At 32.2% G+C, this 12,566-nt stretch carries 12 protein-coding genes; all 12 read left to right on the forward strand.

Going from position 1 to position 12,566, the window contains the following annotated elements; genetic code table 11:
- Positions 1 to 103 precede the first annotated feature (103 nt).
- The 12 genes from infB (at position 104) to ACLGLP_RS07250 (ending at position 12,565) form a co-directional block, all read left to right on the forward strand.
- Positions 104 to 2,671 carry a translation initiation factor IF-2 gene (gene infB / locus ACLGLP_RS07195; RefSeq protein WP_492112601.1) on the forward strand — a complete coding sequence of 856 codons (2,568 nt, stop codon included), beginning with the start codon at positions 104 to 106 and terminating at the stop codon, positions 2,669 to 2,671.
- Between the two features lie 9 nt (positions 2,672 to 2,680).
- A complete protein-coding gene (locus ACLGLP_RS07200; protein ID WP_492112602.1) occupies positions 2,681 to 2,971 on the forward strand; it encodes a DUF503 domain-containing protein in 291 nt (96 codons plus the stop codon).
- A gap of 4 nt (positions 2,972 to 2,975) precedes the next feature.
- A complete protein-coding gene (gene rbfA, locus ACLGLP_RS07205; protein ID WP_492112603.1) occupies positions 2,976 to 3,335 on the forward strand; it encodes a 30S ribosome-binding factor RbfA in 360 nt (119 codons plus the stop codon).
- 2 nt (positions 3,336 to 3,337) lie between these two features.
- Positions 3,338 to 4,324: a DHH family phosphoesterase gene (locus ACLGLP_RS07210; protein WP_492112604.1), complete on the forward strand. Its 987-nt coding sequence runs from the start codon at positions 3,338 to 3,340 to the stop codon at positions 4,322 to 4,324.
- On the forward strand, positions 4,314 to 5,264 hold the full coding sequence (gene truB, locus ACLGLP_RS07215; RefSeq protein WP_492112605.1) for a tRNA pseudouridine(55) synthase TruB: 951 nt from the start codon (positions 4,314 to 4,316) through the stop codon (positions 5,262 to 5,264). The genes ACLGLP_RS07210 and truB overlap by 11 nt, the downstream gene beginning before the upstream one ends.
- Before the next feature lies 1 nt (position 5,265).
- The gene (locus ACLGLP_RS07220) at positions 5,266 to 6,162 is read left to right on the forward strand and encodes a lysylphosphatidylglycerol synthase transmembrane domain-containing protein (RefSeq protein WP_492112606.1); all 897 of its coding nucleotides are present in this window, start codon (positions 5,266 to 5,268) and stop codon (positions 6,160 to 6,162) included.
- Positions 6,144 to 6,758 (forward strand): MarC family protein, encoded by a 615-nt coding sequence (locus ACLGLP_RS07225; protein WP_492112607.1) that lies wholly within the window; start codon positions 6,144 to 6,146, stop codon positions 6,756 to 6,758. Before ACLGLP_RS07220 ends, ACLGLP_RS07225 begins: the two co-directional genes overlap by 19 nt.
- Positions 6,759 to 6,775: 17 nt before the next feature.
- Positions 6,776 to 8,152 carry an amino acid permease gene (locus ACLGLP_RS07230; RefSeq protein WP_492112608.1) on the forward strand — a complete coding sequence of 459 codons (1,377 nt, stop codon included), beginning with the start codon at positions 6,776 to 6,778 and terminating at the stop codon, positions 8,150 to 8,152.
- A gap of 81 nt (positions 8,153 to 8,233) precedes the next feature.
- The gene (locus ACLGLP_RS07235; RefSeq protein WP_492112609.1) at positions 8,234 to 9,502 is read left to right on the forward strand and encodes a TolC family protein; all 1,269 of its coding nucleotides are present in this window, start codon (positions 8,234 to 8,236) and stop codon (positions 9,500 to 9,502) included.
- Positions 9,499 to 10,683 (forward strand): efflux RND transporter periplasmic adaptor subunit, encoded by a 1,185-nt coding sequence (locus ACLGLP_RS07240; RefSeq protein ID WP_492112610.1) that lies wholly within the window; start codon positions 9,499 to 9,501, stop codon positions 10,681 to 10,683. Before ACLGLP_RS07235 ends, ACLGLP_RS07240 begins: the two co-directional genes overlap by 4 nt.
- The gene (locus ACLGLP_RS07245; RefSeq protein ID WP_492112611.1) at positions 10,677 to 11,351 is read left to right on the forward strand and encodes an ABC transporter ATP-binding protein; all 675 of its coding nucleotides are present in this window, start codon (positions 10,677 to 10,679) and stop codon (positions 11,349 to 11,351) included. The genes ACLGLP_RS07240 and ACLGLP_RS07245 overlap by 7 nt, the downstream gene beginning before the upstream one ends.
- Entirely contained in the window at positions 11,351 to 12,565 is a 1,215-nt protein-coding gene (locus tag ACLGLP_RS07250; protein ID WP_492112612.1) for an ABC transporter permease, read from the forward strand. The genes ACLGLP_RS07245 and ACLGLP_RS07250 overlap by 1 nt, the downstream gene beginning before the upstream one ends.
- The last annotated feature ends 1 nt before the right edge of the window (position 12,566 follow it).

Consider the following 12,566-nt stretch of genomic DNA (forward strand, 5'->3'; position numbering starts at 1 on the left):
TAAATTTTTTAAAATAAAAGAAGCTCTTGAATTTTCTTGCTTTAAGATTAAACTTATTCAAACTTTTAAATTTTAAAAAAAATTTTTTTAATTTAGGTGTCTGATGGGAAAAATAAAAGTAGGAGAACTGGCAAAAGAATTAAATTTGGATCCAAAAGAATTTTTAAAAAGTCTTCAAGAAAGGGGATTTGCTGTAAAAACGATAGCTTCTTCTGTAAGTGAAGAAGAAGCTCAAAAGATAAGAGAACTTTTTGGCAGTAAATCAAGTTTTATCATTATAAAAAGGGAAGAAATAGAAGAACATAAGGTAGAGCTTTCAGAAAGTATCATCTCAGAAATTTTAGAATCTGAAGGTTTAGAAAAACCAAAAAAGAAAAAATTAGTTATAAAAAAGAAAAAAGAAGAACAACAAGAGCCTAAACCTGAATCTGTCGAAGTTTCAGTCCCCTTAGAAGAAGAAATTCCTGAAAAAGAAAGTGTAAAGTTTGAAGAGGAGCTCAAAGTAGAAAAGCCATTTACAGAACCAGAGAAAGAACAAAAAGTTACTCCCGAAACTCTTGAAAAGAGAGTGGTTACTGATTTTAAACCGAGAAAAGAAAGACCCTTTAAACCAAAAAGAGAAGCGCCTTTCATTCCTGTACCTGAAGAAATTCCCGAAGAAGTAACTAAACCAGAAAGAGAAGAACTGAAAAAGAAGAAAAAGGAAAAAGAATTTGAACTAAGAGAAAGAAAAAAAGGAAAGAAAAAACCAGGTGCATTTAAAAAATCAAGGAGAGAAATAGAGGAATTAGAAGAACTTTTCTTAGAAGAACCTGCTGCTCTTTTCGAAGAAAAAGAAGAAATTGAAGAAGAAAAACCTAAAAAACTAAAAGAAAAGATAGAAAGGGTTCCGGAAAGACCTCCTACCCTTCCTCCTAAGGAAAGAAAAATTAAAGTTTACGAAACTATACAGGTATCTGACCTTGCAAAGGCTATGGGAGTAAAAGTAAGTGAGCTTATCAAAAAATCTTTACAAATGGGTATGCCTATAACGGCAAATCAATCGATAGATGCTGATACTGCAGCAATTTTAGCTGATGAATTTGGTTATCAAGTAGAAAAAGCTCCTATAGAAGAAGAAATTCTTTTGCAGTATACTCCTCCTTCTCCAGAAGAGCTTAAACCGAGACCGCCTGTTGTTACAGTAATGGGACATGTGGATCACGGAAAAACAACCCTTCTTGATGCCATAAGAAAAACCGATGTGGCAAGCAAAGAGGCAGGAGGAATTACTCAGCACATTGGTGCTTATACAGTAAAATTAGAAGATGGAAGAATTATAACCTTTATTGATACTCCTGGACATGAAGCCTTTACATCTATGAGAGCAAGAGGTGCTCAGGTTACAGACATAGTTATTCTTGTTGTAGCAGCCGATGATGGGGTAATGGAGCAGACAAAAGAAGCCATTGAACATGCAAGAGCTGCTAAAGTTCCTATTGTGGTTGCCATTAATAAAATTGACAAACCCGATGCGAATCCAGAAAAAGTAAAATCTCAGCTTGCTGAACTCGGTCTCGTTCCTGAAGAGTGGGGAGGAGATACCTTAGTAGCAAATATTTCTGCTAAAAAAAGAATAGGAATAGAAGATTTATTAGAACTTGTTCTTCTTCAAGCAGAAATGCTTGAATTAAAGGCAGCTTACAATAGACCTGCAAGAGGAAGAATTATAGAAAGTAAACTTGACAAAGGTAGAGGACCGGTTGCTACAGTTATTGTTCAGGAAGGAACCTTAAAAGAAGGTGATGTCTTTGTAGCTGGTCTTACCTATGGAAGGGTAAGAGCTATGTTTGATAGCTATGGAAATAGGGTAAAAGAGGCTACACCATCTATTCCTGTTGAAATAATAGGGTTCGAAGAAGTTCCTCAAGCAGGAGATGATTTTATTGTAGTTGATGAAGAAGAAAAGGCGAGAAAAATTGCAGAATATCGTCAAAGAAAGGCACGAGAAGCTGAAGTTGCAAAAGAAGCTAAAATCTCTTTAGAAAAACTATTTGAAAAGCTTAAAGAGGGTGAAATTAAAGAGCTCAATATTGTTTTAAAAGCTGATACCCAAGGAACTTTAGAAGCTTTAAAAACTTCTCTATCAAAACTTTCAACAGATAAAATAAAAGTTAACATCATTCGTGCAGGAATTGGTGCAATTACAGAAAGTGATGTTATGCTTGCTTCAGCTTCAAATGCCATAGTGGTAGGATTTAATGTAAAACCTACACCAAATGCTAAAAATATTGCTAAAAACGAAAGAGTGGAGATCAAATTTTACGATGTAATTTACCAACTTCTTGATGACATCAAAAAGGCTATGGCTGGTCTTCTTGAACCCAAAATTGAAGAACACATTACAGGTATTGCCGAAGTCAGAGCAACCTTTAAGATCCCAAAAATTGGTATTGTGGCAGGTTGCTATGTTAAAGAAGGAGTTATTCACAGAAATAACAAGATCAGAGTAATTAGAGATGGAGTAATAATTTTTACAGGAAATATAGCTTCCTTGAAACGATTTAAAGAAGATGTGAGAGAAGTCGCAGCAGGATACGAATGTGGATTGAGAATAGAAAATTTTCAAGACATAAAAGAAGGAGATATAATAGAGGCTTTTGAGATAAAAGAAGTTACTCCAGAACTATAAAATTTTAAAATGGTTGTAGGAATAGCTAAAATAGAAATCTTTTTTCCTCAGCCTAATTCTTTAAAATCAAAAAGACAAATACTGAGGGCGCTTCTTCATAAATTAGAGTCTGAGTTCAAAAAAGTATCCATAGCTGAGGTTGACGGTCACGACTTATGGCAAAAAACAACCATTGGCATAAGTGTGATAGGAAAGGACCAAAAATTTGTAGATCGTAAAATTACTTCAATTTTAAATTTTATGCAAAACGATGGAAGGTTTGAAATTATTAAAGCTGAAATAGACTTTATCTCTTATTAATCCAATGTCTCATAATCCAATCTCTCACAGATCAAAAAAAGTAGCCAGCTTATTACAGGAAGTTATTTCAGAAATAATTATGCATGACCTAAATGATCCAGCACTTAAGCAACTTATTACTATTACCGAGGTTAAAATCGGAGAAGATTTGAAAAAAGCGGTTGTTTATTTTACAGTATACGAAGGTGATACAAATAAAGTAGAAAAAGCACTAACCAAAGCTAAAGGATATATTAAAAAACTCTTGGGAGAAAAAATTACCCTGAAATATATGCCGGATATAGAATTTCGCCAAGATGATAGAGCTGAAAAAGAAAAAAGACTTAATGAATTGTTTGAAAAAATTTCTAAAAAAACAAAATGAAAATGGATCAATTAATAAAAGATTTTTTTCAGATAATTAACCTTTTTCAAAACTTTATACTGGTTACCCATTTAAATCCTGATATAGACGGAATCTCTTCCATGCTAAGCTTGCACTTAGTTTTAAAGTCTCTTAACAAAAGTTCCTTCCCTTTAATAGAAGATATCCCAGATGATATAGAAATTTTATCTCCTTCAGAGGAGCTTATTTTAGTTGATAATTTTAACTTAAACCTTAAAGATTTTGCAACCATTGTTTTAGATACTAATACCCCTGAAAGACTTCCTGAAAGGATTTACGAAAAAGTCTCATCCTCTAAATTTTTTATTATTATAGATCATCATCAACTTGATAAAAAAAACTATCTATTTTCTGAAAATGAGCTTTGCATTATTGATACTTCAGCTCCCTCAACTACTTATTTAGTTTATGAGATTCTTAAAAAAGGAGGATTTGATTTTTCTCCAGAATTAGCTCAAAATTTGCTTTCTGGTCTTTACTTTGACACAGGTTGTTTTAAATACGAAAATGTAAATGAAAATACCTTTGCAGTGGCAAGTGAATTATGTAAACTTGGAGCAAAACCTCACATAATAGCTTCTTATCTTTTTGAAAATCTTTCTTTAAAAGATATTGAGGTGTTAAAATTGATTTTAGAGAGGCTTGAATTCTTTCAAGATGGTATTATAGCAGTTTCCTACTTAACTTATCAAGACATTCAAAAATTTGGCTCCCAAAAATTGAGTGACTTTGCAAATTTTTTAAGGAGTATAAAGGGGGTTAAAATTTCAGCTCTAATAAAAGAGATTGAAAAAAATACAGTAAGTGTAAGTCTTAGAAGCAGAGCACCTATAGAAGTGTATGAGCTTGCTAAAAGTTTCGGGGGTGGCGGACATAAATATGCCTGCGGATTTAAAATTAAGGTTACCAATTTTTATGAATTTTTAAATTCTTTTAAAGAAACCTTAGGGAAGTATTATGGAGGCTAAAACTTTATTGAATGGTATTTTAGTAATAGACAAGCCTAAAGGACTTACTTCTACAGAAACTTTAGAAAGGGTCAGAAAAATTTTAAAGGTAAAAAAGGCTGTACACGGAGGAACCCTTGATCCTATTGCAACAGGAGTTTTACCTATTTTTTTAAATAATACCACCAAACTTGCAGAAATCTTTCTTGAGGGAGATAAGATTTACGAGGGTGAATTTAAGCTTGGTATAACTACTGAAACTTATGATATAACAGGGGAAATCGTAGCTAAAAAAGAGGTTCCTGGAATCAGTGTAGAAGATATCCAAAAAGTAGCTGATACTTTTTTAGGTGAGATTGAACAGACTCCTCCTCCTTTTTCTGCTGCCAAATATAAAGGAAAACCTCTTTATAAATATGCCAGAAATGGAATAATTATCTCCAAAAAGCCAAGAAAAGTTAAAATTCACGAGTTTAAAATCCTTGAAAAGAATAATTCTGAAGTCCGTTTTTATCTTCATTGCTCTAAAGGCACTTATGTAAGGTCTTTAATTCACGAAATTGGAGAAAAGCTAAGTTGTGGAGCAACACTTACGAATTTAAGAAGACTTAAAAAAAGTGTGTTTACTCTTGAAAAGGCTTTAACCTTGGAAAAATTAAAAGAACTTTCTTCTCAGGGACTTGAAAAATTAATGCCTTACATTATTACTCCTGATGAAGCCCTTGAATTTCTGCCAAAAATTATTGTCAGCGAAGACCTTTCCCAAAAAATACGGGAGGGAAAACAGATTTATACTTCTTCCTTTCTGTCTTTTATAAAATTTCAAAAACTTGTAATTTCACCTACGGAAAAGTGGATAAGAATCGTTACTACCAGAGGCAAACTGGTAGCTATTATAGAAAACCCCCTTCTTAATCCCTCCTCAACCTACATTAAATACTTCAAGGTATTTAGAGACTGAGATGAAAAAGTTTAAATCTTATCTTTTTTTCTTTTTAAGAATTTTTATAACTTTTTCTATACTTTATATCTTATTCAAAAAAAGCGATTTTGAAAAATTGAAAGATATTTTTAAAAATGTTTCTATTCCTTACTATCTTTTGGCTCTATTAAGTTTTAATACTTTTCAAATATTGATACCTTTTCGTTGGAAAAGTATATGCGAAACTTGGGGTTTTAAAACAAAGTATTTCTTTTATTTAAAAAGCTATTTAATGGGATTTTCCTTAAATACTGTCTTTCCTGGGATTGTGGGAGGTGACCTTTTGAGAACTTTCTTTCTAACAAAAGCAGGTCTTAACTGGAAAAAGGCAAGCCTTAGCGTTTTTTATGATAGATTGTTTGGATTATCTGGTATCTTTTTAATTCTCATTTGGACCCTCCCTTCCTTTGGAAAATTCTTACCTTATAAATTTTATACCTTTCTTATATCTCTTGTTTACATAGTAATATTTACAGCAGTTTTTACCAATATAATAATTCTTAAATTTTATTCTCCCGAATACCTAAAGCCTCTTCTTTTCCCTTATAATATTAAACCTCTATTTCTTGGCTTCATAATTCAGAACCTTTTTGTTTTACAGTTTATTTTTTTAAGTAAAGCTTTGCATCTAAATTTAAAATTTGTTTATCTTTTTGTAATTATTCCAGTAGTCAGTTTTCTTGCAGCACTACCTATAAGTATTTCTGGATTAGGAGTAAGGGAAGGAACTTTAAGCTACTTTCTTTCTCTTTTACATTATTCTTTAGAATATGGAATTTCTTTAGGACTTTTGGGTTATTCTTTAATTTTAATATCCTCTTTACCAGGACTTTATTTTTATCTAAGGGAAAAAAACATATGGAAACAGGCTTCTTAATAAAAAGTTTTTTAACCCTTTTTACCATTATTGATCCTATAGGAGGGGTGCCTTTCTTTTTAAGTATTACTGCTGGATGTTCAGAGGAGGAAAAGAAAAAAATTGCTTTAAGAGCTTCCTTTACAGCTTTTTTAACTCTTTTAATTTTTTTATGGATAGGAGAATATTTACTTTCCTTTTTTCAAATTTCAGTTTCTTCTTTTAAAATAGCTGGGGGGATACTTCTTTTTCTTATAGCAATAGAAATGCTTTTTGGTAAAACCACTCAAGTTAAAACAACAGAAAAGGAAACTTTAAAGGTTAAAGAAAAAGAGGATATATCCATTGTTCCTCTTGGAATTCCTTATCTTGCTGGTCCTGGAGCAATAACAACTACTATTATTTTTAGTGAAACTTGCGGAATTTCTACAAAATTGGCTTTATCTGGAATAATTTTTTTAGTTTTATTAGTAACTTTTGTTATTTTTAGCAAATCTTCTAAAATTTCCAAACTTTTAGGGGAACTTGGAACGAAAGCTATAGTTAGAATTCTTGGCTTAATACTTGCAAGTATAGCCATTGAATATATAACTACTGGACTCAAAGAAATTTTTTAGTATAATTTGGTTTAATTATGGATCTTTTTAGAAAAAAACCTTTTGATCTTGCTGAAAAAACGACTTCACAATTAAAAAGAGAGCTTAAGTTATGGGATATAGTTTTTATAGGGATAGGAGCAGTAGTTGGAGCAGGAATTTTTGTTATAACAGGACAAGCAGCTGCTTCGTATGCAGGTCCTGCTATTGTTCTTTCTTTTATACTGGCTGGTATTGGAATAGGAATTACAGCACTCGTTTACGCTGAACTGTGCTCTGCATTCCCACTTGCTGGCGGTGCTTACAACTATACCTATTTTGTACTTGGAGAGTTCTTTGCCTGGTTAGTAGGATGGAACATACTTCTTGAATATGGGGTAGCAACTGCTGCTGTTGCAACTGGCTGGTCTGGTTATCTAAGAGCCTTCTTGAAAAACAATTTCAATTTTGTTTTACCTAAAGCCCTCTCAGGTCCTATAAATTTCCAACAGGGCACCTTTATAGACCTTTTTGCTTTCATAGCAGTTATTTTAATCTTTCTTCTTGTAACCATAGGAATAAGAAAAAGCGCTTTAGTAAACAATCTTGTAGTAACCTTAAAACTTATTGTTCTTTCAGTATTTATAATTTTTGGAATTAAATACATAAAGTGGGAAAATTTTAAGGATTTTATGCCCTATGGATGGAGAGGTGTCTGGAGTGGAGCATCACTTATTGTTTTTGCCTATCTTGGATTTGATGCTCTTGCAACCCTTGCTGAAGAAACCAAAGAAGTTAAAAAAACTCTTCCCAGAGGTCTTATTTTGTCTTTGATAATTATTACTTTTCTTTATATTACAGTTTCTTTTACCTTGGTTGGAATGCTTCCTTATTGGGAATACGAAGGCAAACCAGATGCTCTTGCCTATGCTATGTATAAGGTAAATGAAAAATGGGTTGCTGATTTTATATCCCTTGGAGCAGTGATAACTATTACCTCTGTTATGCTTGTTATGGCTATAGGTTTTACGAGAGTTTTATATGCCCTTGCAAGAGACGGACTTATATTTAAAGCTTTTTCTGAAATTCATTACAAATATTTTACTCCTTACAAAGCTTCTCTTTTTGGAGCATGTTTTTTGTCTTTATTTGCTGGCTTTTTACCTTTAAAAATCCTTGCAGAATTAATAAATATAGGAACTCTTTTTGCCTATTTTATAATAGGAGTAGCCGTAATATTACTAAGGAGACATAAAGAATACAATCCTGCTTTCAAAGTGCCCTTCCCTACTTTATTTTTACCTATAAATCTAATTTTTCTTTTATTTATAATGCTTGGACTCCCTCTTGATACCTGGATCAGATTCGTAGTATGGAGTATTATCGGAATTTTAATTTATTTCTTTTACGGCTATAAACACAGCTTAATAAACTAAACTATAAATAAATATAATGATGCTTCTTGACAAATATTTAAAAAGGGATTTAATTAAGTAAGTACTTACATAGGGATGTATATGAAAAGAATCTTAAGTTTATTGATTATTTTCTTTTATGCTTTTTGCTCTAATCTTTGGGGAGTTCAGACTTTATCCTTAGAAGATGTCATTTTGATAGGAATCAAAAACAATCCCCAAATTAATATTGCCTCAAAGATAAAGGAACAATATCTTTATCAAAAAAATATTGTGAGAGCTGAATTTTTTCCGTATTTATACGCTGAATATAGCTTTCAAAGGCTGGATCAAGGCAAAAACGCTCCCAATATTGATTATCAAAGATGGGGACCTTATTTAACTTGGAATATCTTTTCTGGATTTTCAACCTGGCACAGTTATAAAGAGGCTCTTTTATTAATTGCTTCACAGGATGAAAACATAAAAGCTACCATTTTAAATGTATCTCTTAATATAGTGCAAGCCTATCTTGAATACTTTAAACAAAAAGCTCTTTACGAAGCAGCACTGGCAGATTTAGAAGATGCTAAAATTCTGCTTAAACTTGCTCAGAAAAAATATGAGGTAGGACTTTCTCCTTATGCTGATGTGCTTGATGCTCAAGCAAAAGTAAAGGAAGCCGAATTTAATGTAACTAATTACAAATATACAGCTGAGATTGCTAAGGCTAATGTGTTTACTTTGATAGGTTATGACATCGTTAAAATAAATGAATTTGAATTTTTACCAGTTGAAGAAAAAAAATTAGTTGAGAAAGAATTAGAAGATTTAATAAAGATAGGTTTAAATAAAAGACCAGAATTAAAAGCTAAGGAAAAAGAAATTCTTGCTCAAGAAGAGAAAGTTAAAAGCGTAAAAGGTGAATTTTATCCCTCCATAGATCTCTTTAGTAGCTATTATAAGTATGAAAATTATCCTCACCTTGATGAAGAATTTATAGCAGGAATAAAAGTTACTTTTCCTATATTTTTAGGTTTCTCAAGGATTGCTAAACTTCAAAAAGAAAAGGCTATTTTGGAGCAAAAAAACTTTGAAAAGACTTACACAGAACTTAATATAAAACAGGAAATTTTTACCAGTTATAAAAACTTAAAGACCGCAAAAGAAAATTATGAAACAGCTCTTGCTTGGCTAAAAAGTATAGAAGAAGATTACAGAATTATTCAGAAAAAATATGAAAGTGGGCTGGCAAGTATTGTAGATGTAACTACTTTACTTGCAAGACTTTCTCAAGCAAGAGCTCAAGTTGCAGTATCAAAATATAATTGGATATACGCTTATTATACTCTTCAAAAGTCTTTAGGACTCATTCCTGAAATAGAAAAATGAGAAGATCTTTTTTTATCATTTTAACTTTACTTTTTTTGCTAATCAGCTGTAAAGGTAAAAAGATTGAAGATTCCTTACCTAAGGAAGTTGCAAAAGTAAAAAGAGATACCATATATCTTGAAGTTAGGGCAACAGGTGCTGTAAAACCTCAGGTTGGAGCTGAGGTTAAAGTTGGTGCAAGAATATCTGGTAAAGTAGAAAAACTCTTTGTAACTCAAGGAGACAGAGTTAAAGCTGGACAACTTATTGCTATTATTGAGCATGAAGATCTCAAAGATGAGGTTGACAGAACCTATGCAAACTATAAAGATGCTCTTGAAAATTTAGAAAAGGTTAAAAAAGTTTATCCCCCAAAAATTGAAGCTCAGAAAAAAAGGATTGAAGCAGTAAAAGCCGAATTGGAACAAATAGAAAGGGAACTAAAAAGATTTGAAACTTTATATAAAGACGGTTTAATATCTTTAACTGACCTTGAGAGAATGCAGAGAGATTATAAAGTAAAAAAGGCTGAGCTTGAATCTGAAAAATCAACCCTTTCTGCTTTGATTTCTGAATATGAAAAAGAACTTAAAAGGGCTGAAGCTCAGGTTTTGGCAGCAAAAAATGCCTGGGAAGAAGCAAAAGTGAAATTAAGTTATGCCTTTGTTTATGCACCTATTTCAGGGGTTGTCTCCCAAGTAACCACCCAACAAGGTGAAACGGTTGTTGCAGGGCTCAATGCCCCCACATTTATAACCGTTATTGATCTTTCCAAACTTCAAGTTGAATGTTATGTTGATGAAACAGACATAGGAAAAATTAAAGAGGGACAGGAAGCTACTTTCACGGTAGATGCTTACCCTAGCAAAGTCTTCAAAGCAAGAGTTAGAACGATCTATCCAGGTGCAATTATTAAAAATAATGTGGTTTTTTACGATGTAGTTTTAGACATTTTAGATCCCTACGAAAACATTCTTCGTCCTGAAATGACAGCTCAGGTAACTATTATTGCAGGAAAAAAAGAGAATGCTTTAGTCGTTCCATCAAGAGCAGTTAAAATAGATCCTCAAGGGAATTATTATGTAATGGTCAAAAAAGGGGATAAGTGGGAAAAGAGAGTAATTAAAACAGGCTGGGAATCACAAGGAAAAACGGAAGTAGTTTCTGGACTTAAAGAGGGTGAGGAAGTAGGTTTGTGGTAAAAAATCTTGTTGTTCTTAAGGGTATTACCAAAACTTATCAAACTGGAAAAGTAGCCTATCAGGTTTTAAAAGGAATTAACCTTGAAGTTAGAGAGGGAGAATTTCTTGCTATCATGGGAGCTTCTGGGAGTGGAAAGTCAACACTTCTAAATATTATAGGCCTTCTTGATAAACCTGATTCTGGAACTTACATATTTGATGACCAGGAAGTTAGCAAATTAAGCAAAAAAGAGCTTGCTGAGATAAGAAATAAAAAAATTGGTTTTGTGTTTCAAGCATTTCACTTAATTCCATGGTCAACAGCCTTTGAAAATGTTTTAATGCCTCTTCTTTACAGAGGAAAAATTGAAAAAGAGGATGAAGAAAGAGCTAAAAAACTTTTAATCCGTTTGGGGCTTGAAAAAAGAATAAATGCTAAACCGAGTGAACTTTCAGGAGGAGAGCAACAAAGAGTAGCTATCGCGAGAGCTCTTATTACAAAACCAAAGCTTCTTCTTGCCGATGAACCTACAGGAAACCTTGACAGTAAAAGTAGCAAGGAAGTAATGAATATCTTTAAAGAACTAAATGAAGAGGGACTTACTATTATTATGGTAACTCATGATCCAGAAATTGCCAAATTTGCACAGAAAATTAAAATAATAAAAGATGGGATATTTGTAGAATAATGAATAGTTATTTTTTTCAATTTGTAAAAGACATTTTAAAAGAACTTTCCTCCAATAAAATAAACTTTCTTTTTATGTTTTTGGCTCTAACTATAAGCCTTATTGCTTTAAATACTATCTATTCTCTTGGAGCTTCTGCTAAAAAACAGGTTTTAGATGCTCTCTCCGGTGTTCAATTTGGAAAAGATGCCATGCTTATCATAGCAGGTGGAGGTAGAATAGTAGGGTTAACTACCACAAGAACCGATACTTTAAAATTAGAAGATGTAGAGGAAATTAAAAAACTTGATTTCGTGAAGTTGGCTTCTCCTATGTCAAGAGGAGATCTTGAAGTATCTTATAAAGATTTTGCGGAAAAGATAAGAATTGAGGGGGTGCTTCCTAATTACACTGTAGCAAATAATTGGTATCCAAGAATTGGAAGATTTATTAATGAAAGAGATTTAGAAACTATGGCTAAAGTGTGTGTTGTTGGAGCCGACATTCCTAAAAAACTTAATAATCAGAATATTATAGGAGAAAGAATAAAAATCGCTGGAGAAAACTTTGAGGTGGTGGGAATTTTAGAGCCCAAACCCTCTTTTGGTTACTTTAGAAGAGATGAAAGAATTCTTATTCCTTTTACAACAGCTCAGAGAAGAGTATTTAACAAAGACTATATAGATGTGGTAAAACTTTTATTTAGAGAAGGAACAGATATAAAGATGGCTGAAAAAAAGATCAGAGAAATTTTAAGAAAAAGACATAATCTCACAGGAATAGAACCAGACGATTTTAGAATAATTACACCTGATCTTTTTATTTCCACTTTTACAAAAACATCAAGGACTATAAATGTTTTCCTTTTAGCCATAGCTTTAATAAGTTTAACTATAAGCGGTGTTATTATAATGAATCTTATGTATGCAAACATAGAAGAAAAAGCTCCTATTATAGCCTTAAGAATTGCTCTTGGAGCAACCCCGCTCAAAGTAATAAAACATTATTTATTAATGTCCCTTTTTGTAGCCATTGTATGTGGATTTGCGGGTTGGATTTTAAGTTTAATTTTAATGAAAGTTATTTCCTTTTTTACTCCGCTAAAACCTATTTTTTCTTGGGAAGTTTTCTTAATAAGTTTCTTTTTTTCTACCTTTACCTCTATAATTTTTACTTTACTTCCAGCTATAAAGGCATCTAATATTGAACCCGCACTATTACTAAAGAGTTTATAAA

It is taken from the genome of Caldimicrobium sp. SLHALR3, from assembly GCF_058692735.1.

Coding starts and splice junctions, on each gene's coding strand:
- infB (WP_492112601.1), top strand. CDS start 104: ATGGGAAAAATAAAAGTAGGAGAACTGGCAAAAGAATTAAATTTGGAT.
- ACLGLP_RS07200 (WP_492112602.1), top strand. CDS start 2,681: ATGGTTGTAGGAATAGCTAAAATAGAAATCTTTTTTCCTCAGCCTAAT.
- rbfA (WP_492112603.1), top strand. CDS start 2,976: ATGTCTCATAATCCAATCTCTCACAGATCAAAAAAAGTAGCCAGCTTA.
- ACLGLP_RS07210 (WP_492112604.1), top strand. CDS start 3,338: ATGGATCAATTAATAAAAGATTTTTTTCAGATAATTAACCTTTTTCAA.
- truB (WP_492112605.1), top strand. CDS start 4,314: ATGGAGGCTAAAACTTTATTGAATGGTATTTTAGTAATAGACAAGCCT.
- ACLGLP_RS07220 (WP_492112606.1), top strand. CDS start 5,266: ATGAAAAAGTTTAAATCTTATCTTTTTTTCTTTTTAAGAATTTTTATA.
- ACLGLP_RS07225 (WP_492112607.1), top strand. CDS start 6,144: ATGGAAACAGGCTTCTTAATAAAAAGTTTTTTAACCCTTTTTACCATT.
- ACLGLP_RS07230 (WP_492112608.1), top strand. CDS start 6,776: ATGGATCTTTTTAGAAAAAAACCTTTTGATCTTGCTGAAAAAACGACT.
- ACLGLP_RS07235 (WP_492112609.1), top strand. CDS start 8,234: ATGAAAAGAATCTTAAGTTTATTGATTATTTTCTTTTATGCTTTTTGC.
- ACLGLP_RS07240 (WP_492112610.1), top strand. CDS start 9,499: ATGAGAAGATCTTTTTTTATCATTTTAACTTTACTTTTTTTGCTAATC.
- ACLGLP_RS07250 (WP_492112612.1), top strand. CDS start 11,351: ATGAATAGTTATTTTTTTCAATTTGTAAAAGACATTTTAAAAGAACTT.